17 protein-coding genes are annotated in these 22,988 nt (G+C 46.5%); all 17 read left to right on the top strand.

Annotated features, from left to right (window positions below):
• The first annotated feature begins 223 nt into the window (after positions 1–223).
• The 17 genes from uvrB to ileS all read left to right on the top strand — a co-directional run bounded on the left by uvrB (position 224) and on the right by ileS (position 22,944).
• Entirely contained in the window at positions 224–2,197 is a 1,974-nt protein-coding gene (gene uvrB / locus WGC32_RS04090) for an excinuclease ABC subunit UvrB (RefSeq protein WP_342680767.1), read from the top strand.
• 17 nt (positions 2,198–2,214) lie between these two features.
• Positions 2,215–5,037 carry an excinuclease ABC subunit UvrA gene (gene uvrA, locus WGC32_RS04085; RefSeq protein WP_342680766.1) on the top strand — a complete coding sequence of 941 codons (2,823 nt, stop codon included), beginning with the start codon at positions 2,215–2,217 and terminating at the stop codon, positions 5,035–5,037.
• Positions 5,038–5,128: 91 nt separating this feature from the next.
• A complete protein-coding gene (gene rd / locus WGC32_RS04080; protein ID WP_191482212.1) occupies positions 5,129–5,287 on the top strand; it encodes a rubredoxin in 159 nt (52 codons plus the stop codon).
• Between the two features lie 61 nt (positions 5,288–5,348).
• Complete coding sequence (locus tag WGC32_RS04075; protein WP_191510087.1) at positions 5,349–6,551, top strand: oxygen-binding di-iron domain-containing protein; 1,203 nt, start codon at positions 5,349–5,351, stop codon at positions 6,549–6,551.
• 144 nt (positions 6,552–6,695) lie between these two features.
• Positions 6,696–8,009, top strand: coding sequence for an alpha-amylase family glycosyl hydrolase (locus WGC32_RS04070; protein ID WP_191510088.1), 1,314 nt, complete (start codon positions 6,696–6,698; stop codon positions 8,007–8,009).
• Positions 8,010–8,150: 141 nt separating this feature from the next.
• Complete coding sequence (miaB, locus tag WGC32_RS04065) at positions 8,151–9,608, top strand: tRNA (N6-isopentenyl adenosine(37)-C2)-methylthiotransferase MiaB (protein ID WP_342680765.1); 1,458 nt, start codon at positions 8,151–8,153, stop codon at positions 9,606–9,608.
• Between the two features lie 53 nt (positions 9,609–9,661).
• A complete protein-coding gene (locus tag WGC32_RS04060) occupies positions 9,662–10,060 on the top strand; it encodes a YlbF family regulator (RefSeq protein ID WP_191482215.1) in 399 nt (132 codons plus the stop codon).
• A gap of 53 nt (positions 10,061–10,113) precedes the next feature.
• Complete coding sequence (mutS, locus tag WGC32_RS04055; RefSeq protein ID WP_462933615.1) at positions 10,114–12,732, top strand: DNA mismatch repair protein MutS; 2,619 nt, start codon at positions 10,114–10,116, stop codon at positions 12,730–12,732.
• Between the two features lie 18 nt (positions 12,733–12,750).
• Positions 12,751–14,700 carry a DNA mismatch repair endonuclease MutL gene (mutL, locus tag WGC32_RS04050; RefSeq protein ID WP_342680763.1) on the top strand — a complete coding sequence of 650 codons (1,950 nt, stop codon included), beginning with the start codon at positions 12,751–12,753 and terminating at the stop codon, positions 14,698–14,700.
• 32 nt (positions 14,701–14,732) lie between these two features.
• Positions 14,733–15,677, top strand: a complete 945-nt coding sequence (miaA, locus tag WGC32_RS04045) for a tRNA (adenosine(37)-N6)-dimethylallyltransferase MiaA (RefSeq protein WP_342680762.1) — start codon at positions 14,733–14,735, stop codon at positions 15,675–15,677.
• Between the two features lie 184 nt (positions 15,678–15,861).
• Complete coding sequence (gene hfq, locus WGC32_RS04040) at positions 15,862–16,107, top strand: RNA chaperone Hfq (protein WP_191482219.1); 246 nt, start codon at positions 15,862–15,864, stop codon at positions 16,105–16,107.
• A 17-nt stretch (positions 16,108–16,124) separates the two neighbouring features.
• On the top strand, positions 16,125–17,348 hold the full coding sequence (locus WGC32_RS04035) for an HlyD family efflux transporter periplasmic adaptor subunit (RefSeq protein WP_342680761.1): 1,224 nt from the start codon (positions 16,125–16,127) through the stop codon (positions 17,346–17,348).
• Positions 17,326–18,051, top strand: a complete 726-nt coding sequence (locus tag WGC32_RS04030) for a YggS family pyridoxal phosphate-dependent enzyme (RefSeq protein ID WP_191482221.1) — start codon at positions 17,326–17,328, stop codon at positions 18,049–18,051. Before WGC32_RS04035 ends, WGC32_RS04030 begins: the two co-directional genes overlap by 23 nt.
• 14 nt (positions 18,052–18,065) lie before the next feature.
• The gene (locus WGC32_RS04025) at positions 18,066–18,506 is read left to right on the top strand and encodes a cell division protein SepF (RefSeq protein WP_191482222.1); all 441 of its coding nucleotides are present in this window, start codon (positions 18,066–18,068) and stop codon (positions 18,504–18,506) included.
• 24 nt (positions 18,507–18,530) lie between these two features.
• A complete protein-coding gene (locus WGC32_RS04020) occupies positions 18,531–19,292 on the top strand; it encodes a YlmH/Sll1252 family protein (protein ID WP_191510090.1) in 762 nt (253 codons plus the stop codon).
• A gap of 19 nt (positions 19,293–19,311) precedes the next feature.
• Positions 19,312–20,112 (top strand): DivIVA domain-containing protein, encoded by an 801-nt coding sequence (locus WGC32_RS04015; protein ID WP_191482224.1) that lies wholly within the window; start codon positions 19,312–19,314, stop codon positions 20,110–20,112.
• A 42-nt stretch (positions 20,113–20,154) separates the two neighbouring features.
• Complete coding sequence (gene ileS / locus WGC32_RS04010; RefSeq protein WP_342680760.1) at positions 20,155–22,944, top strand: isoleucine--tRNA ligase; 2,790 nt, start codon at positions 20,155–20,157, stop codon at positions 22,942–22,944.
• Positions 22,945–22,988: the final 44 nt, after the last annotated feature.

Genomic DNA, 22,988 nt, shown 5'->3' with positions numbered 1-22,988 from the left:
GACAGGCAAAAAGACGCCGGCCTTTTCGCCCGTTACACCAAAGAGAGAATTTGAATGATTAGAATGGGAAAGTGAAAAACTTCAATTTTTATCATAGATGTGCTATAATAAAGCGTTAAGTGCCCTCTCATGTTTGATGTGTGGCACGACAGATAAGAGCCAATGATATATAGGTTTGTTTTCAGAATGAAAGTAGCAGCAATGCTAAGTAAAAGGAGCAAAAATGGAACAGATTGACAAACCATTTAAGCTGGTTTCGCCTTATAGCCCCACGGGAGACCAGCCGGAAGCGATTGCCAAGTTAGTCGAGGGCATCAAAAGAGGGGATAAGGAACAAACCCTGCTGGGAGTCACCGGTTCGGGAAAAACCTTTACCATGGCGAATATCATTGCGCAGATGAACCGTCCTACGCTCGTGCTTGCCCATAATAAAACGTTGGCAGCACAGCTTTGTTCTGAATTTAAGGAGTTTTTCCCAGAAAATGCAGTGGAATATTTCGTCTCCTATTACGATTACTATCAGCCTGAAGCGTATATTGCTTCGACCGACACCTATATCGAAAAAGACAGTGCTATCAACGAGGAGATTGAAAAACTTCGCCATTCAGCGACTTCGTCGTTGTCGGAGCGCAGGGATGTGGTCATCGTCGCATCTGTTTCCTGCATCTACAGCTTGGGAGACCCTATTGATTACCGCAATATGGTCATTTCCCTGCGGCAAGGAATGCAAAAAGATAGGGATGAGCTGCTCAAAAAGCTAGTAGAAATACAGTATGAACGCAATGACATCAATTTTGTGCGGAATAAATTTCGGGTGCGGGGAGATGTAGTGGAGATTTTTCCCGCTTATTCTGGAGAAAGCGCCATTCGGGTAGAGTTCTTCGGAGACGAAATAGACCGTATCAGCCAGATTAACCCACTGACAGGGCAGATAAAAAATGTAGTTTCTCACGTGGCCATTTATCCCGCTTCCCATTACATTGTTCCGCAGGATAAGATGAAAGCGGCTATTGTGGATATCGAAAGGGAAATGGAGGAAAGAGTCGCCTACTTTAAGTCCAAGGATAAGCTGATCGAGGCTCAGCGCATTCGGGAAAGAACCTGCTACGACATCGAAATGCTGCAGGAAATTGGCTTTTGTAAAGGGATTGAAAACTATTCTCGTGTCTTGTCAGGCCGCGCTCCGGGGAGCTGCCCTTTTACGCTGCTGGACTATTTCCCCAATGATTTTCTTCTATTTGTGGACGAAGCCCATGTAACACTGCCACAGGTCAGAGGAATGTATGCGGGGGATCGAGCGAGAAAAGAGAGCCTTATTGAATATGGGTTCCGGCTTCCCTCAGCACTGGACAACCGTCCTCTGAATTTTGACGAGTTTTACAACAAGCTCAACCAGATTGTCTATGTCAGCGCCACGCCAGGCGAATTTGAACGGGAACACAGCACCCAGATTGTAGAACAGGTGATCCGGCCAACCGGCCTTTTGGATCCTAAGGTGACGGTAAAACCGGTAGAAGGACAGATTGACGATCTGCTCAGCGAAATTAATCTGCGTGCCCCCAAGGGAGAGCGGGTGCTGGTCACCACCTTGACCAAAAAGATGGCGGAGGATCTGACCTCTTACCTGGAAAATATGGGGGTCAGGGTCCGGTATATGCACCACGACATTGATACCATTGAGCGGATGGAGATTATTCGGGACCTGCGTTTGGGCGAGTTTGACGTACTGGTGGGCATCAACCTACTCCGTGAGGGATTGGATATCCCTGAGGTTTCTCTGGTAGCCATTCTGGATGCGGATAAGGAGGGATTTTTGCGCAGCGAGACGTCCCTGATTCAGACCATTGGCCGTGCTGCCCGAAATGCTGAAGGCGAGGTCATCATGTATGCCGACAGCGTGACTGGCTCCATGGAGCGGGCCATTTATGAGACCCAGCGCCGGCGAGAGATTCAGATGCGGTATAATGAAGAACATGGAATTGTGCCGAAAACTATTAAAAAAGATGTTCGAGAGATTCTAGAGATTTCTAAGAAAGAGGAGTCTACAAACAAGAAAACCAAGAAGCTTTCCCGGAAAGAACGGGAGGCTCTCATTGCAAAATATACTGTGGAGATGCGAAATGCCGCTAAAATTCTGGAGTTTGAGCATGCAGCGTACCTACGGGATAAAATAAAAAAACTCAAGGAACAGGCATAGATACTGGAGGTAACAATTTGGCAAGGGATAAAATTATCATTAAAGGCGCAAGGGAACACAATCTCAAAAATATAGATTTGGAGATTCCCAGAGATAAGCTGGTGGTGTTTACGGGACTTTCTGGTTCTGGCAAGTCCTCTCTTGCTTTTGACACCATCTATGCGGATGGCCAGCGGCGCTATGTGGAGAGTCTCTCCTCCTATGCGCGGCAATTTTTAGGCCAGATGGAAAAACCAGATGTAGACTATATTGAAGGGCTCTCTCCAGCCATTTCCATCGACCAAAAGACAACTTCGAAAAACCCACGTTCCACCGTAGGCACGGTGACAGAAATCTATGATTATCTCCGCCTTCTCTATGCCCGCATTGGAATTCCCCATTGTCCGGTTTGCGGGAGAGAAATCAAACAGCAGACCGTGGATCAGATCGTGGATAAGGTCCTGGAGTTTTCAGAGGGAACCCGGATCCAGGTAATGGCTCCGGTGGTACGGGCAAGAAAAGGTACCCATCAAAAGGAATTTGAGGCCGCAAGAAAAAGTGGCTATGTCCGTGTAAGAGTTGACGGCAACATTTATGATCTCTCGGAAGAGATCAGTCTGGAAAAGAACAAAAAGCACACCATTGAAATTATTGTAGATCGTCTGGTTATCAAAGAGGGTGTCCGGTCCCGGCTGGCTGATTCCATTGAAACAGCGGTGGGGTTGACAGGCGGATTGGCAGTCATCGATGTCATTGGTGGCGAAGAGATCATGTTTTCGCAAAATTACTCCTGCCCAGAACATAACATTAGCATCGATGAGCTTTCTCCTCGGATGTTTTCCTTCAATAATCCCTTTGGCGCATGTGAAAAGTGTACCGGACTTGGTACCTTTTTAAAGGTGGATCCAGATTTAGTGATTCCGGATAAAAAGCTGAGTATCCGTCAGGGAGCGATTAAGGCCAGTGGATGGTATTTTTCCGATGGCGGTATTGCCCAGATGTATTATGAGGGCCTGGCCAAACACTATGATTTTTCTTTGGATACCCCTGTCCGGCAATTGCCCAAAAAAATCATGGACATTCTGCTTTATGGCACCAAAGGGGAGAAGATCAAACTCCAAAGGGAAAAAGGACTTTCTCAAAGCACCTACTTTACAGATTTTGAGGGAATAGTCAACAACCTGGAGCGGCGTTTTCGAGAAAGTAACAGCGAATGGATGCGGGAGGAAATCTCCTCCTATATGAGCAGTGTCGAGTGCCCGGAATGCCATGGGGATAGACTAAAAAAAGAAGTTCTTGCAGTCACGGTAGGCGGCATCAACATCAGTGATTTTTGTAAGATGTCGGTGGTGGATGCGTTATCCTTTATCGAACATCTGAATTTGACAGAGCGGGAGCACATGATTGCAGATCGTGTCCTCAAAGAGATCACAGAACGTCTGGGATTTTTGCAGAGTGTGGGGCTGGAGTATCTGACCCTGTCCCGTTCTGCCAGCACCCTTTCCGGTGGTGAAAGCCAGCGGATTCGGCTTGCCACCCAGATTGGCTCTTATCTGGTAGGGGTTCTCTATATTCTGGACGAGCCAAGCATCGGACTGCATCAAAGAGATAACGACAAGCTGATCGCAACCCTGAAGCGGCTTCGGGATTTGGGAAATACCTTGATTGTAGTAGAGCATGATGACGAGACGATGTTGGCTGCTGACTACATTGTAGACATTGGTCCAGGAGCGGGACGGCATGGTGGTGAGGTGGTCTTTGCCGGAACAGTAGAGGATATGATGAAATGTGATGCCTCTATTACCGGGCAATATCTCAGTGGGAAAAAGAAAATCCCAGTTCCCAAAGAGCGCAGAAAAGGAGACGGACGCTATCTGGAAATCAAGGGGGCGGCAGAGAATAATCTGAAAAATATAGATGTAAAACTGCCGTTGGGTGTATTCACAGCTATTACCGGGGTGTCCGGCTCGGGAAAAAGCTCACTGGTCAATGAGATCCTTTATAAAAAGCTGGCTCATGAGCTCAATGGCGCCCGGACCAAAGCCGGAAAACATGAGGATATGATTGGCATTGAGCAATTGGATAAGGTGATCGATATCAACCAATCCCCCATTGGTCGGACGCCGCGGTCCAACCCAGCAACCTACACCGGCGTCTTTACCGATATCCGGGAGGTGTTTGCCCAGACCAATGAGGCTAAAATGCGTGGTTACAATTCTGGCCGTTTCTCCTTTAATGTGAAAGGCGGCAGATGTGAGGCATGCGAAGGAGACGGCATTATCAAGATTGAGATGCATTTCCTTCCTGACATCTATGTCCCCTGCGAAGTTTGTAAAGGCAAGCGGTATAACCGTGAGACCTTGGAGATAAAATATAAGGGGAAGACCATCTACGACATTTTAGAGATGACGGTAGAAGAAGGCTTGCAATTTTTCGCCAATCACCAGAAAATCAGCCGAAAGCTCCAGACCCTTTATGATGTGGGACTTGGCTATGTCAAGATCGGACAGCCGGCCACCACGCTTTCCGGCGGAGAGGCACAGCGGGTAAAATTGGCTACCGAGCTTTCTCGGCGTCCTACCGGTCGCACCATCTATATCTTGGACGAGCCTACTACCGGCCTTCATGCTGATGACGTCAACAAGCTTATTCAGGTGCTACAGAAGCTGGTGGATAGCGGTAATACAGTGGTTGTTATTGAGCATAATCTGGATGTCATCAAGACTGCGGATTACATTATTGACCTTGGCCCGGAAGGCGGTGACAAGGGCGGTGAAGTTGTCGTTTGCGGCACACCAGAGGAAGTTGTTCAATGTGAACGGTCTTATACTGGTCGATATCTTAAAAAAATGCTCAAATAATTTGAAAAACCTATTTACAAACCGATACTAAAACAGTATAATTTAGTTAAGAATTTCACAATCCATGAATGTTGGAAAGGAGATTTCAAGTATGGCAAAATATGTTTGCTCCGTATGTGGCTATGTCTACGACGAAGCAGAGGGCGCTCCTGATGCTGGCATTGCTCCCGGCACCAAATGGGAAGATGTTCCCGATGATTTTGTTTGTCCTCTTTGCGGTGTCGGAAAGGACATGTTCGAACAGGAATAACCAAACGGCGTAAGGGGGCTCACATTGGCCCCCTTGCTCTTTGTGAAAGTGGGGAAATAAAATGGCAAGTTACAAAATTACCGATTCTATCTATTCTGTTGGTGTACTTAATCCCAATATGCGCATTTTTGATATTGTCATGGAGACAGAATACGGGACAACATATAATTCCTATATTGTCAAAGGCAGTGAAAAAACGGCACTTGTCGAGACCTGCCATAAAACCTATTTTAGAGCTTATCAGGATAACATCAATGAAGTTGCAGATATTAACAAGATTGACTATGTGATTATGAATCACAATGAGCCGGATCACTCTGGCGTATTGGCCAAATTATTTGACCTCAATCCCAACCTGACCGTCATCGCATCTCAGGCAGGTGCTCTTTATCTGAAGAATATCACCAATCGTCCGGGATTAAAGGTCCAGGTGGTCAAGGATGGCGATACGCTGGATTTGGGCGGGAAAAAGCTTCAATTTAGGATTGCCCCCTTCCTCCACTGGCCTGACTCTATGTTTACCTGGTGTGAAGAGGATAAGGTCCTTTTCTCCTGTGATTTCTTCGGCTGCCACTACTGTGAGCCCTATGGATTTGATGTCAATGTGGCCTATCCCAAAGCATATGAAATTGCACTGAAGGGCTACTACGATGCAATTTTTGGCCCCTTTGGCTCCTATGTGCGCAAAGGACTGGACAAAATTAAAGACATTGATCCTGAATTTATCTGTACAAGCCATGGCCCTATTCTCACCAAAGGCGGCAATATCCAGCACGTCAAAGAGATGTATGAGCTCTGGAGCCGTCCGGCGAAAAATGAGGCAACAACCATCCCGGTATTTTATTGCACTGCTTATGGAAATACCGGAATCCTAGCCAATGCGATTAAAGAGGGAATTCTCAGTGTACTGCCTGATGCGCAGGTACCTGTCTATGACATCAACGATTACGAGATGGGAGAGCTTGCTGCACAACTGAATGGCAGTGATGCTTTTGCTATCGGTTCTCCCACCCTCAATCGTGCTGCCGTACCGCCGGTGCTGCAGCTGCTGAGCCATCTGGATATGATCAATAACCAGAAGAAGCCTTGTATGGTCTTCGGTTCCTACGGATGGAGTGGTGAGGCTGTGCCTATGCTGACCACTTATCTGAAGGCGATGAAATTTAATGTCTTTGGTGATGGTTGCCGGGCTGTGTTTGTACCTTCTGAAGAAGAGATTGCCGCTGCCAAAGCCTACGGCGCAGATTTTGCAAAGACACTCTAATTGAATTGAAAAACCGCGGAAAGGAAGACTTTCCGCGGTTTTTGTATTCTCTTCATCGGACTCGCCCCAAAGTTGTAATCCGGTTGGGGACATGGTATACTTAATTTAAATTGTGCTTTCTGCTGTTAAAAGGAGATGACGGTAATGTGGGCTGATGAGAGCGTTTTTTATCAAATATATCCTCTGGGATTTTGCGGCGCGCCAGAGCAAAACGACGGATTGGTTGTTCCGCGTATTGCGAAGGTGGCGGAGTGGATTCCTCATATTTTGCAGACAGGTGCGAATGCCATTTATTTTTCTCCTCTTTTTGATTCGGATTCCCATGGTTATGATACCAGAGATTATCGCCGACTGGACTGCAGGTTGGGAACAAATCCAGACTTTGCAAAAGTTTGCAGGCAGCTTCACGAAAATAAAATCAAGGTTGTTCTAGATGGCGTATTTAACCATGTAGGGCGGGGATTCTGGGCTTTTCAGGATGTACTGCAAAATAGAGAGGGTTCACCTTATAAAGATTGGTTTCATATCAACTTTTCGGGTAATAGTAATTATAATGATGGCCTTTGGTACGAAGGATGGGAAGGACACTATGAACTAGTCAAGCTCAACCTGCGCAATGAGGAAGTGATTGCCCATCTCTTTGACTGCATCCGGGGCTGGGTAGAGGAATTTGACATTGACGGACTGCGGCTGGATGTGGCTTATATGCTTGACCGAGACTTTTTACGTCGGCTCCACGATTTTTGTCAGGGCCTCAAACCAGATTTTTTCCTGGTGGGAGAAATGCTCCACGGAGACTACAATCAATTGGTCAATGACCAGATGCTCCACTCTGCAACCAACTACGAATGTTATAAGGGGCTGTATTCCAGTTTTAACAGCATGAACATGTTTGAAATTGGTCATTCCCTTTTGCGCCAATTCGGCCCGGAGAATTGGACTTTGTATAAGGGCAAGCATCTACTCAATTTTGTGGACAACCATGATGTGACTCGGGTAGCCAGTATTCTGACCAATCCGGAACATCTGCCTTTAATTTATGGTATCCTTTTTGCCATGCCGGGGATTCCCTGCATCTATTACGGTAGCGAATGGGGGACAGAAGGGGTAAAACAGCAGGGAAGCGATGCCAATTTGCGCCCTTGTTTTGACGGACCTATTTTCAACGATTTGACCCAGCAGATTGCAGCCATGGCCCAGGCACACCGAGATAGTTCTGCCCTTTGCTACGGTGATTATACCTCGCTGGTTCTCACCAATCGTCAGATTATATTCCAACGCAGATGTGATACAGAGCGGGTCATTGTTGCCGTCAATGCAGATTCACAGCCCTATGTAGCCCATTTTGACGCTCAGTCAGGACAGGGAAAGGATTTGATTACAGGACAGCTCCATGATTTTGGCGGCGGAAGTACGCTGCCCCCTTATAGTGTTTCCTACTGGCAAACTGAAAGATAGATAAAAATACAGCCGATTACTATCGGCTGTATTTTTATTTGCGTGATGCCGAAAAGCCAGGACAAGGGGATTATTGGTTGAATCTTAGGGCAAAAAATGATATAATTATTTGAATTTCATCGTTTGGAAGGAGTTTCTGTTTTGCTCCAAAGCAAAGATTTAGAGATAGAGATTTCTACTACATCTAAAGGCACTGCTATGCAACTTGAGAGGATTGGCTGGGAGGCTCAGCAAAGCTATATTTCCCAGGTAAAAAGCTTATTGGAAGAGCGCTTTGACCATCCTCCTATGGCGTGTGTACGGACCTTTGGCTGCCAGCAAAATGAGGCGGACAGTGAGAAGATTCGAGGAATGCTTTCTCAAATGGGGTATGGACTTACAGAAGAAACCGCCCTTGCGGACCTGATCCTTTTTAATACCTGTGCGGTCCGGGAAAATGCGGAGGATCGTGTTTTTGGCAATGTAGGAGAACTTAAACGTCAGAAGGAACAAAATCCACACCTTATCATCGGACTGTGCGGCTGTATGGTTCAGCAGGAGCATATCGCCCAACGCATTAAAAAAAGCTATCCTTATGTAGATTTGGTTTTCGGTACCCATGCCTTGTCCTCGTTTCCACAGCTTTTACTAGATAAGCTGAGCCGAAACAAGAGGATATTTGACATCCATGACAGCGCGGGCGAGATCATTGAGGGAATGCCGGTGCGCAGAAAGGATGGGCTTAAGGCGTGGATTCCCATTATGTATGGGTGCAATAACTTCTGCACATACTGTATTGTACCCTATGTCAGAGGCAGGGAGCGCAGCAGGGAACCGGAAGCAATTCTGGAGGAAATCCGCGGGGTGGTCGCGCAAGGATATAAAGAGATCACACTGCTTGGGCAGAATGTCAACTCCTATGGAAAAACCCTGAAAAAACCTCTCTCCTTTGCAGGACTGCTGGAGAAAATCAACGGCTTGGAAGGGGATTTTCGCATCCGGTTTATGACGTCCCATCCCAAAGACTGTACTCATGAGCTAATTGACACAATTGCCAGATGCGACAAAGTATGCAACCACATCCATCTACCGGTCCAGTCGGGCAGCAGCCGGGTGTTAGCGGCAATGAACCGCCATTATACCCGGGAGGAATATATGGAGCTGATCCAGTATGCCCGAAAGAAGATTCCAGAAGTGTCCTTCACCAGCGATATTTTGGTAGGATTCCCAGGGGAGACCTATGAGGATTTCAAAGAAACTCTCCGGTTGGTTCAGGAGATAGAATACGACAGCCTTTATACTTTTATCTATTCTAAGCGGGAGGGGACAAAGGCCGCACAGATGGAAGATCCAGTGCCTTATGCAGAGAAATCCAGATGGCTCAGAGAGATTATAGAGGCGCAGGAAGAGATTGCCAGTCGGCGGCATCGAGGACTGATCGGACAGACTCTCCGTGTATTGGTGGAAGGTCCTGGAAAACATCCGGGAACGATGACGGGACGAAGTGAGCAGAATATCATTGTGGAATTCCCGGGTGATGAAAGCGCGAAAGGGCTTTTTGTTGATGTGAAGATAGACCGGGCAGCCAACTGGGCGGTGTTTGGCAAAGCTGTATTTTAGTGGGGAGACCCTTAAAATAAATCATTTTGAAAAAAGTTTGGGAGGATATAACCATGGATATTATTCAAATGGCAAGAGAGATGGGCAAGGCCATCCAGAAAGACGAAAATTACCTGGCACTGATGAAAGCTAAGGACCTTATCGACAATGATCCTACACTGCAGAAGCAGATTTCTGAATTTAACCTGAAAAAGATGAGCCTTAACCAGGAACTGGGTAAGGAAGAAAAGGATCAGTCCAAATTGGCCTCCTTAGATCGTGAGATCAAAGAAATTTACAACAGCATCATTGGCAATGAAAACATGATCGCTTTTAACCAGGCCAAGCAGGCAATTGATACCATGATGAATCAGGTCAGCCAGATTCTCATGCTTTCTGTTAACGGTGAGGATCCGGATACGGAGCTTAGCTCCTGCACCGGCAGCTGCTCTAGCTGCGCTGGATGCCATTAATCCTTAGAGCCATCTGATTAACGTGACAAAACATAAAGATTTTCAAGGAGGAAATGACAGTGGCCGAGCTTTCACCCATGATGCAGCAATATTTTAGGATCAAAAGTGAACACAAAGATCAGCTTCTGTTTTTCCGCCTTGGGGATTTTTATGAAATGTTTTATGATGACGCCATTACCGCCTCCAAAGAGCTGGAACTGACCTTGACAGGACGGGACTGTGGGCAGGAGGAAAGAGCACCTATGTGCGGAATTCCTTACCACAGCTGTGAAGCGTATATTGCGCGGCTGGTGAAAAAGGGCTATAAAGTAGCCATCTGTGAGCAGATGGAGAATCCTGCCCTTGCCAAAGGCGTTGTCAAGCGGGAAGTTGTCCGGGTTGTTACGCCCGGAACTGTGATTGAAAACAGTATGCTGGATGAGGCAAGCAATAACTTTATCTGCTGTGCCTATCTAGATACCTATGCCTGTGGGCTTAGCTTCGCGGATATCTCTACAGGCGAAGTTTATGTAACCGAACTTTCCACTGACGAAGTGGAATATAAGATTATGAACGAGTCCAGCCGATTCTCTCCTAGTGAGGTAGTAGCCAATCATACCTTAGCGGAGAAGAAACAGGTCATCCAGTTTTTTAAAGATAAGCTCAACTGCATGTATGATGTGCTCGATGACGGCTATTTTGAAGAAGAAAGTTGCAAGACCAGAGCAACCAGCCAATTTGCGGACACGGATCTTGAAAAGTTGGGACTTTTTGAGAAGAAAGCGGCCCTTAAGAGTTTAGGGGGGCTGATTCGTTATTTATATGACACCCAGAAAACCGGTGTCGAGAGGCTGATGACCATCAACTTGTATCAGGAAACTCAATTCATGAATTTGGATCTGGTGGCAAGGCGAAACCTGGAACTGACCAAAACGCTGCGTTCCGGGGATAAAAAAGGATCATTGCTTTGGGTGCTGGATCAGACAAAGACAGCCATGGGCAAGCGGCTGATGAAAACCTATATTGAGCAGCCGGTGGTCAATCCCACCATTATCACTAAACGTTTAGGCGCTGTAGATGAATTGTCCCAAAACAATGTGGCGCGCCAAGATCTGATGGAATTACTGGGCGGTGTCTTTGACATGGAGCGCCTGATGACCCGTATTGTCTATGGGAGTGTCAATGGAAGAGAACTAAAGGCACTGGCCTTTACAGCTCAAAAATTACCCGAAATCAAAGGAATTCTTGCCCCTTTCCAGGCAACCTATCTGGAGCAGATCGAAAATGCCATTGATCCGCTGGAGGATATTGCCTCTTTGATTGAAAACGCTATTATTGACGACCCGCCAGTTACCCTGAAAGAGGGTGGGGTCATCAAGAATGGATACAATGAAGAACTGGATTCCCTGCGGGACGTGGTGAACAACTCGAAACAGTATTTGGCCAATATTGAGGCGTCTCAGCGGGAAAAAACCGGGATTAAAAACTTAAAAATTGGATATAACAGGGTGTTTGGCTATTATATCGAAGTAACAAAGTCCTTTTTAAGCCAAGTACCTGAAGAATACATAAGAAAACAGACCCTGACCAATTGTGAGCGCTACATTACCCAGGAGCTCAAGGAATTGGAGGAGCTGATTCTTACAGCCAAGGATAAGATTATCCTTTTGGAGAATCAGTTATTTGAAGAGATTCGGAAAACGGTGGCGAGTGCCCTGCATCGAATTCAGGCTACCGCAACGGCAGTGGCCAAGCTGGACGTATTTTGCTCTCTGGCTCAGGTGGCGGTAAAGAACCGCTATGTTCGGCCCCACATCAATTTAGAGGGCAGAGTAGAAATCAAAGGGGGGCGGCATCCTGTAGTTGAGGCCATCAGCGACGCGCCATTTGTCCCCAACGATGCCATTTTGGATAAAAACGAAAACCGGGTGGCCATCATTACCGGGCCTAATATGGCGGGGAAATCTACCTATATGCGGCAGGTCGCCTTGATTGTCCTCATGGCACAGATGGGGAGCTTTGTTCCGGCAGAAAGTGCGGATATCGGAATTGTAGATGGCATCTTTACCCGTGTTGGCGCCTCGGATGATCTTTCGGCGGGACAGTCTACCTTCATGGTGGAGATGAGCGAGGTGGCCTATATTCTAAAAAATGCCACATCCAACAGCCTTCTCATTCTCGATGAGATCGGACGGGGAACCTCCACTTATGATGGCATGAGCATTGCACGGGCTGTGATCGAGTATATCGCTGATAAGAGAAAGCTAGGGGCCAAGACCCTGTTTGCCACCCATTACCATGAGCTGACGGAATTGGAAGATACTATCAGCGGGGTAAAAAATTACAATATTGCGGTAAAAAAACGAGGCGATGAGATTATCTTTCTGCGCCGCATTGTCAGTGGTGGGGCAGATGATAGCTATGGAATCGAGGTTTCAAAGCTGGCGGGCATTCCCGATCCGGTGATCAAGCGGGCCCATGAGGTGCTCAAGGCCCTAGAGGCAGGAAAAACACCGGCTGAACACCGGAGAGGCAGGAAGCCTGCGGCGGCAGCGGAGGACTCTATGCAGATTTCCTTTGCCCAGTCGGTCAATGACCAGTTGGCGGATACCATCCGGAATATTGATCTTAACACGGTGACGCCGATTGAAGCGCTCAACAAGCTATACGAATTAAAGAACATGCTTAAATAATGAGAAGGTGGTGGAAAGATGCCTGTTATCAATGTGCTGGACAAACATGTTGCCGAATTGATTGCTGCCGGCGAGGTGGTAGAGCGGCCAGCTTCCGCTATTAAAGAGCTGATGGAGAATTCCATTGATGCTGGTGCATCTTCCATTACGGTAGAGATAAAGAATGGTGGCATTTCCTATATACGGATTACGGATGACGGCTGTGGCATTGAAAGGGCGGATGTCCGAAACGCCTTTTTGCGCCATGCCACCAGTAAAATTAAGAGCGAGGAAGATTTGGAAAGCATCGGGACACTGGGATTTCGAGGAGAGGCTCTGGCCTCTATTGCGGCGGTATCCAAAGTAGAGATGCTGACCAAAACCCAGGAGGAGACCGTAGGTTCCCGCATCACCTTGTCAGGTGGTGAAGTGGAAAGCCTGGATGACGCTGGATGCCCCAAAGGGACGACCATTATTGTGCGGGATATTTTTTTCAATACCCCGGCTCGGATGAAATTTCTGAAAAAAGACGTTTCAGAGGGGAATGCGGTCGCCAATGTTGTGGAGAAAACTGCGCTTTCTCATCCTAATGTATCCATCCGTTTTCTGAGGGATAATCAGGAGCGGCTGTATACACCGGGAGATAATAGCTTAAAATCCACTATTTATGCAGTTTATGGAAAGAAGTTCTCTGATGATTTGATACCGGTGAATTTTACCAGTGGTACCCTTACCTTGCAAGGCTATATTACAAAACCCTATGCGGCCCGAGCAAACCGCACCATGCAGAACTTTTTTGTCAATGAACGTTTTGTCAAATCCAAAACCTGCATGGTAGCGTTGGAGGAAGGATATAAACACAGCATCATGGTGGGAAAATTTCCCGCTTGTGTGCTCCATATTACCATTCCGGAAAATATGGTAGACGTCAATGTCCATCCCGCAAAGATCGAAGTTCGTTTCGCAAACGAAAAGATGATTTTTGACCTTGTGTATTACGGGGTGAAATCTGCGATTATGAAGTCGGGGGATCAGCCGGAGCTTTATGTTTCTCCCACCGGCCAAACTGTGTCTGCTGCTAAAGCAACAGAACAGATTGATGCTGTAAAGAATCAAGTTCACTTTGAAGAGATAAAACCGTCTTCCAGAAAAAGCACTCTGGTTGAACGCGAGAATCCTGTTCCCCCAAAAGCTGCTGCCTACCGTCCACAGATGATTTTTACCTCCCCTGAAAGGGAGAAGCTGCGGCCACTTCAGGATACCACCACCTTTACCTATGAACTGAAACCTAAAGCGGCAATTCCGGTGGATGAAACTACTTCACCATCACTGCGCCCTATCCAGGCAGATCAGCAGGAAGAGACAGAAAAAAATGTAAAAGAGATCTCTGAAAGTGCCAATAGAATGCAAAAGGAAGAGGACGGCTATCGGCTGGTGGGAGAGGTTTTCCGCACCTATATGATTCTGGAACAAGGAGAAAAAGTCGTTTTCATTGATAAGCACGCAGCCCATGAGAGGCTGCTATATAACCGGCTGAAGGCTGGGCTCGGTGAGATGGATCGGCAGTTTCTCCTGTCTCCGGTGATGGTGACGCTGACGCCGCCGGAACATGAGGCTGTCTGCGGAAATGTGAAAGCCTATGCCGCTCTCGGCTTTGACGTGGAAGATTTTGGCGATCATACTATTCTTGTTCGTAGTGCTCCCATGATGCTGGATACGGCGGAGATTGAGAACTGTGTTTGTGAAATTGCAACTTCCATCTTGGAACATAAAAAAGATCTGACGCCTCAGGTTATGGATGATCTCTACCATTCCATGGCGTGTAAGGCGGCGATGAAGGCCAATGACAAAAGGAATACTCTGGAATTAGAGCAGCTTATTACCCTTTTGCGGCAAGATGACGATGCGAAATACTGTCCTCATGGCCGGCCGGTTTCTATAGTGATCAAAAAAACAGAGCTGGAAAAGAAATTCGGTAGGCTAGGATAGGATGATGGTCAAGAATAAAGGAGGATGCGAGGTTGGATAGGAAAATTCCTCTTTTGGTCATTACAGGACCAACTGCATCTGGAAAGACCCGGCTCTCCATTGACCTGGCCCGATGCTACCATGGAGAAATCGTTTGCGCTGACTCCATGCAGATTTATAAGGAAATGCAGATTGCCACGGCCAAGCCAACGGCTGAGGAGATGCAGGACATCCCCCATCATCTTTTTGATTTTTTATCCCTGGATGAGGAGTTTAGCGTCGCTCAGTATTGTGCAAAGGCGAAAGAAGCAATCGCGGATATTTCAAACAGGCAGAAACTCCCTATGCTAGTGGGTGGAACTGGTCTCTATATTAATTCCTTGATTGACAATGTGAATTTTGAAAAGATAAAAACTGATCCCCAACTTCGTCAGAATCTACAGGGCTTGGCACAGGAAAAGGGCAACGATGCCTTGTTTGCGATATTACAGAAAATTGATCCCTTGCTCTGTGAAAAATTACATCCCAACAATGTGGGCAGGGTGATCCGCGCCATCGAAGTTTATCAGACCACTGGAATCCCTATGTCAGAAATGCAGAAAAGGGCGAAAGAAAAGGAAAGCCAGTACCAGCTATGTATGATCGGTATTGCCTACGCCGACCGGCAGAAGCTGTATGACCGCGTTAATCTTCGAGTGGACCAAATGCTGGAGATGGGGCTGCTGGAAGAGGCAAAGGATATTTTGTCCAGAGGAGATCTAAAAACAGCCCGGCAGGCCATAGGCTATAAGGAACTTAAGGGGTATATTGATGGTCAGATTTCCTATCAGGAAGCTGTGGAGAATCTAAAAAGGGAAACCCGGCGATACGCTAAGCGACAACTCACGTGGTTTCGCAGAGATCAGCGGATTCAGTGGATTTTGCCTGATACTCTCCATGGTTATGATGAAGTTTTTCGGTCAGCGCAAAGAATACTGGAAAAAAGTGGAATACTGTGATAAGATATATTTAAAAGCCCATCAACAAATCTGACACAAAATTATGGTATGATAAAATATAGCTCAGTGTTGCTTGCTCAGACACAGAAAAGTTGATTCATAGGAAATAGGAAAAGCGGGTTTTTGCCAGCGACGAATCCGTTTCTTTCCTTTGCAAGGTTCGCTGGAGAAATGGTGGTTTGAAATGAACAAAAATATGAATTTACAAGATGTATTTCTCAATCAGGCACGGAAGGAAAAAATTACGGTGACCATTTATCTGACCAATGGTTTCCAATTCAAAGGTGTTGTCAAGGGTTTTGACAGTTTCACTGTCATTCTCGACACCGAGGGAAAACAGAATTTGGTATATAAACATGCGATTTCCACCATTACCCCGTCTCGGGCCATCAGCATTTTGGATCAGACGGAAAAGGAAAGTATAGAATAAAAGTCTGAGGTCTAGCAATGAATAACCGAACTGGTAAGGTTTTAATCTTTGTGTTTTCTTTATTCCTTGTTATTTATGCCGGCTATCAGGCGGTGCGTTATTTTTATGCTCCCTATCGGACAGAGACGGCATTTAACTTCACGGTGGCGGACAGCATAGATGTCCAAGGAATTATGATTCGTGATGAGACAGTAATTGATGGCCAGACAGGCGATGTCATTAGCTATGTCAACGCTGATGGGACCAAAGTATCCCAGGGCAGTGTGATCGCTGAAATTTATCCATCAGAACAGTATGCGGCCGATAAGGTGCGCATTGAAGAACTGGCCAATCAAATCGAGATTTTGGAAGAAGCCCAAAGCGCTGGCAGCGGCTATTATGCCAATTCGGATTCTATCACTCGCCAGATTGCAGATGAATTAGGAAATTACATTGACGCTGCTTCATCTGGGCAGGTGGGAGAGATAGAAGATACCAAGATGAATTTGGTCTCTCTTATCAATAAAAAACAGATGTCCACTGGTAATACTACCGATTTCAGCGCTACAATCCAAGAATTGACTGCGGAAAAGGAGCAATTGGAAAGTACGGCTGCCGCTGGAACAGAACAGACGATTACATCTCCTTTGGCCGGGTATTTTGTAGGTTCTACTGATGGATTGGAGGAAACACTGAAGTTTGAGGCAATGGATCAGATGAGTGTTAAAGAGTATGAAGATCTCATCGCCCAAGAGATAGAGCCTCAAAGCGGGCATATAGGAAAGATCATCAGTGAGTTTAACTGGTTTTATGCGGCTCAGGTGTCCGCAGATGATGCCTCGAAGTTTGTAGAAGGTTCTGATGTTAGTCTGAGTTTTAGTGAGACTGATGAGGAAAGCGTTCCTGGGGAAGTTATGAAGATTTTCAGTGATGATACCTCAGAAAATAATATTGTTATTATCCGGTGTAATCGTATGTCTTCTGATCTTGCTCAAATGAGGACGGCACAGGCGCAGATTCAGTTTGAAAGCTATACTGGACTGCGTGTTCCTGAGAAAGCGATCCGGATTCAAAACAATGTACAGGGCGTTTTTGTCCGCATTGGAGACCGAGTGAGCTTTAAACAGATTTATCCCATATTTGTTGGAGAAGATTTTGTCCTCAGTTCCATTGACGAATTGGATACAGATGGATCACTGCAATTGTTTGACGAGATTATTGTAGAAGGGACAGATTTATATGATGGAAAGTTACTCAGTTAAAGAGAAACAGGAACAGATACGGGAAAATATTGATCGGATTCGTGAGGAGATCGTTAAGGCGGCGCTTTCCTGTGGGCGAAACCCGGATGATATTACACTGATGGCGGTAACAAAGACAGTAGACCCTATTTTTGTCAATACCGCCATTGACTGCGGTATCAAGCTCCTGGGGGAAAACAGGGTACAAGAATTTCTCTCTAAGAAGGACAAATATCATCGAAACGATGTCTCTGTCCATATGATCGGACATCTGCAGACCAATAAGGTAAAATACATTATAGGGGAAGTGGATTGTATTGAATCGGTGGACAACCACCGATTGCTGGCTGAAATTGAAAAAGAGGCGGCAAAACTGAATAAAAGGATGAAAGTGCTGCTAGAAGTCAATATCGGAAGGGAAGAGAGCAAGTCAGGTCTGGATCCGGATAAGGTGCTGGATTTTGTGGAGGAAACTTCTGCATATCCCCATATCCATGTAGCTGGACTGATGGCGATTCCTCCAATTTGTGATCAAATTTCAGATTTGGAGGACTATTTTGACAGAATGTATCAGCTATTTCTTGACATCGGCACGAAAAAAATAGATAATGTTTCTATGGATTTATTGTCGATGGGAATGTCAGGCGATTATCTGACTGCAATCCGCCATGGGTCTAACATGGTACGTCTTGGCACAGCAATCTTCGGCAAACGAAACTATTAAGGGGGAATTTTGTCATGGGAATGATGGACAAATTCAAGAACTTTATGGGAATACCTGACGAAAACTACGAAGATGACGACATGGATATAATTTCTTCTAAATTTGACGACGAGGTGGAGGCTCCGGCAGAGGATACGGCTGGAAAGCAGCGCAACAAGGTGGTAAACATTCATGCCACAACACAGCTGCAGGTCGTATTGGTAAAGCCCGAGCGCTTTGACGATGCCAGCGCTGTAGCTGACCATCTGAATTCCAAACACACAGTGGTACTGAATCTGGAGTCTACCAATCGGGATGTTGCCAGAAGGCTGCTTGACTTTTTAAGCGGTGTGGCTTATGCCAACAATGGCCATCTGCAGAGAGTCGCTAACAGCACTTATATTATTACACCCTATAACGTAGACATCAAAGGAGAACTCCTGGATGAGCTGGAGAGCAATGGCGTTTTCTTTTAATATTGCTTGCACGGGAGAAATGTGATGACGACAGTTTTATCTTCGCCTGAGGACAAACTTCTTTTGTCCCGGGCCGAAGATTGTTTCATATTTGCCCGGGATCAATACACGCCAAAATTCCTGGGCTTTTTGGATTTACACCAATCTGCGGTAATTCAGTCCATGATCAAACCTGTGGATGTTACACTGGATTTTTTCGGTGGATATCCGGGAAGTGAACGAACGATGGCGGGCTTTTTCCCGCCGTATTGTGAGCCAGAGGTAGGAGATTATCCTCTGTGTGCTTTGACACTTACCTTTCGCAGGGAAGCGCAGTTGTCACATCGGGATGTGCTGGGGGCGCTGATGCACCTTAATATTACCCGGGACAGTGTTGGCGACATTCTGATAGAGCCAGGTCGGTGCGTAGTTTTCCTCAGAGAACCTGCGGCTCGGCTAGTGAAAAATGAATTGTCCAAGGTGGGCAGAGAAGGTGTAAAAATCAGTGATGGTTTTCAAGACCCTTTGCCTGCCCTCCATCATTTTGTAGAGTCGGAAGGTACGGTCAGTTCTATGCGCCTTGATTGTGTCGTTGCACTGCTGCTTTCTTTGAGCCGTGAAAAAGCAGTGCGTCTCATTACATCTGGATTGGTGGCGCTAAATTTTCTGGTGTGCGAAGACAAGGACAAAACCGTGGAGGAGGGAGATCAACTCTCCATTCGCGGATATGGACGATTTCTGGTTGACAGCATCGGAGGGACAACCCGTAAGGGCAGAACCTTTATCCATACGAAAAAATTCATATAAGTGAGAGGGAGGACAGGGAATGTTAACTCCGAATGAGATTGCCAACAAAACTTTTGAGAAGACTAAATTTTCCGGTTACCGGCCTGAGGACGTAGATGTTTTCATGCAGGAAGTTGCATCGGCTATGGCTGCCCTTCAGGCCGAGAAAAATGAACTGGAGGCTAAAATTGAGGTTTTAGCTGACAAGGTTGAGGAGTACCGGAACGACGAGGACAGCCTTCGTGCCGCGTTGATCGGCGCCCAGAAACTGGGAGACAATATTGTCAAAGAGTCGAAAAATAAGGCGGAGCTCATTATGCGTGATGCTCAGATTAAGGCAGAACGCATCGTAGAAAATGCTCAGCATAAAATCGAAAAAGAGCAGTACGCCCTGCAGTTGATGCAGACGGAAGTTAAAAACTTTAAAGAGAAATTACTTTCCCTGTATAAAGCCCATTTAGAGTTAATCACAGCGCTTCCTGATTTTGACGATGAAAAGGAAGATGCGGTGGAAATCAATATTGACGATATTTCCTCTTCTGAACCGAAAGAGGATGCTGCGGTTCAGCCCGAGGAAACCAAGCTCAACGAAGGGCCGTCCATTTCTGTTGTAGAGAATTCCCAATCCGACGAAGCGGCTGCTGTTGAGGAAGTGGCTGAAGAGGATGAATTTATCATAAAAAAGAGCAGCTCTGCATTTAAGCCAGATTATCACGCAGATATCGCTCAGGGCATTCAGGAACTGAGCCAGCCTGCAAAGAGCGAGACCAAGAGCGAAAACAAGTTTGGTCCGCTTAAATTCGGCGCTGCCTATGACTTGACCCGTGATTCCGACAAATAACGGTATTTTTGGATACCTAAAATATTAAGGAGAGAATACCCAATGCCTCAGGACTATAATCAAACACTGAATCTTCCCCAGACAGATTTTCAGATGCGTGCGGCGTTGCCCCAGAGGGAACCCGAGATGCTCAAGGAATGGGAAGAGAACAAACGTTATGAGAAGCTGATCAAAAAAAATGAGGGGAAACCTCTGTATGTGCTTCATGACGGCCCGCCTTATGCCAATGGAGACATCCATTTGGGTACAGCGCTTAACAAAGTACTGAAAGATTTTATTGTTCGCTATAAAAATATGGCCGGATTCCAGTCTCCTTATGTTCCGGGCTGGGATACCCATGGTCTGCCCATCGAACTTAAGGCAATGAAGAGTATCGGCGTCAATAATATTAAGTCGGCGGTAGACCTCCGCCATCACTGCCGTGAATTTGCATTGTCCTTTGTAGAAAATCAGAAAAAACAGTTCCAACGCCTTGGCGTTTGGGGGGATTTTGATGACCCCTATCTGACCTTGAAGCCCGAATTTGAGGCCCGCCAGATCGAAATTTTCGGTGAAATGGCGAAAAAAGGCTATATCTATAAAGGCTTAAAGCCGGTATATTGGTGCCCTGAGTGTGTTACGGCGCTGGCGGAGGCAGAGATTGAATATGCGGAGGATCCTTGTCATTCCATCTATGTTAAGTTTAAGGTAAAGGATGATAAGGGAAAAATGGCACCTTTGGGGGTGGATCTGTCCAAAACTTACTTTGTGATCTGGACAACGACCACCTGGACCTTGCCGGGTAACGTAGCCATCTGCCTTGGCCCTGACTTTGAATACTGTGCAGTCAAGGCTGGGGATGAATATTATATCATGGCGAGAGAACTTGTAGACAATGCCATGAAAGCCGCTAAAATCGAAAATTATGAAATTGTAGGATCCATCCAGGGTAAAGAGCTGGAATATGTGGTTTGCGAACACCCCTTTATTGATCGGGATTCCCTGGTGATTTTGGGTGACCATGTTACCCTGGAAAGTGGTACCGGATGTGTCCATACTGCCCCGGGACACGGTATTGAGGACTTCGAGGTTTGTGTCAACCATTATCCTGAGATTCCAATTGTAGTACCGGTGGATGATAAGGGTAAGTTGACAGAACTTGCCGGACAATTTGCCGGCTTGACGACAGATGAGGCCAATAAGGCCATTGCCAAGCATTTGGATGAGACGGGACATCTTTTTGCTATCGAAAAGATCATTCACCAGTATCCACACTGCTGGCGGTGTAAACAGCCGGTGTTATTCCGTGCGACCGAACAGTGGTTCTGTTCCATTGACGGCTTTAAAGAGGATGTATACAAGGCGATCAAAGATATTCATTGGATTCCTGCCTGGGGTGAAGATCGGATTACCGGTATGGTAAGAGACCGCTCCGACTGGTGTATCTCTCGGCAGCGGACCTGGGGTGTTCCTATCCCCATCTTCTACTGCGCAGACTGTGGTGAGCATGTTGTCACCGATGAGAGCATCAAAGCGGTGTCCGATCTTTTCCGAAAAGAAGGCTCTGACGCCTGGTATACCAAGGAGGCAGATGAGATTCTGCCGGAGGGCTTTAAGTGTCCGCACTGTGGCGGCACTCACTTTACCAAAGAAAACGACATTATGGATGTGTGGTTTGATTCTGGTTGTACCCACGCAGCAGTCCTCAAAGAAAGAAAGGAACTGCGCTGGCCTGCAGACCTCTATCTAGAGGGTGCGGATCAGTACCGCGGTTGGTTCCAGTCCTCCTTGTTGACCTCGGTGGCAGCCCTTGGTACAGCACCGTATAAAGCAGTTTGTACCCACGGCTGGGTTGTAGACGGAGAAGGCAAGAAAATGTCCAAGTCTTTGGGCAACGGAATTGTTCCTGAAGATATCATCAAACAATATGGTGCAGATGTACTGCGGCTGTGGGTTGCCTCCTCTGATTATCATGCGGATATTCGTATTTCTCCTGATATTCTCAAGCAGCTTTCTGAAGTGTATCGGAAGATCCGCAATACGGCGCGTTATATTCTGGGCAATCTCTATGACTTTGATCCCAACCGGGACATGGTCGCAGATGATCAGCTCTTTGAGCTGGATCGTTGGGCGTTGACCCAGCTGGATAGCCTTATCGGCAAGGTGCGCGATGCCTACGATCACTTCGAGTTCCATTTGATCTACCATGCAGTGCGCAATTTCTGTGTGATTGATATGTCGAATTTCTATCTGGACATTTTGAAAGACCGCCTGTATGTTGAAAAGCCGGATTCTCTTTCCCGGCGTGCAGCGCAGACTGCTATTTACCGTATTCTTAGCGCTCTGACTCGGATGTTGGCTCCAATTTTGGCTTTCACTGCTGATGAAATCTGGAAATTCTTGCCCCATCTTGACAGCGAGGATAGCGAGTGTGTGATGTTTAATGACATGCCTTCTACCTCTGGGCTCAGCGAGGATAGCGCCTTCATGACCAAGTGGAACCGGATTAAGGATATTCGTGAAGATGTCAATAAAGCGCTGGAGCTGGCGAGAAAACAAAAAGTTATTGGAAAATCCTTGGAGGCTAAGGTTACCTTGGGCTGTGAGGGTGAACTTTATGACTTCTTGAAGAGCGTGGAAAAGGAATTGACGACAGCATTTATTGTGTCCGCTGTTGAAATTGTGAATACTCCCAGTGGAGATTTTGCAGGGGATGTAGAAGGCCTTAAGGTCACTATTTCCAAGGCTGACGGCGAGAAATGTGAACGTTGCTGGACCTTCAGTAATACTGTTGGCCAGGATATAGAGCATCCGACTTTATGCAGCCGGTGTGCCTCAATTATCAAAGAATAATTTCTTGCGGTGTGTCTCCTTGAGATACACCGCAAATTTATGCT

It is taken from the genome of Zongyangia acetica (assembly GCF_038739695.1).
Taxonomy (GTDB): Bacteria; Bacillota; Clostridia; order Oscillospirales; family Ruminococcaceae; genus Zongyangia; species Zongyangia gallinarum.
Note: the sequence above shows the minus strand (reverse complement) of the source record. Positions and strands in the feature narration are given on the sequence as shown.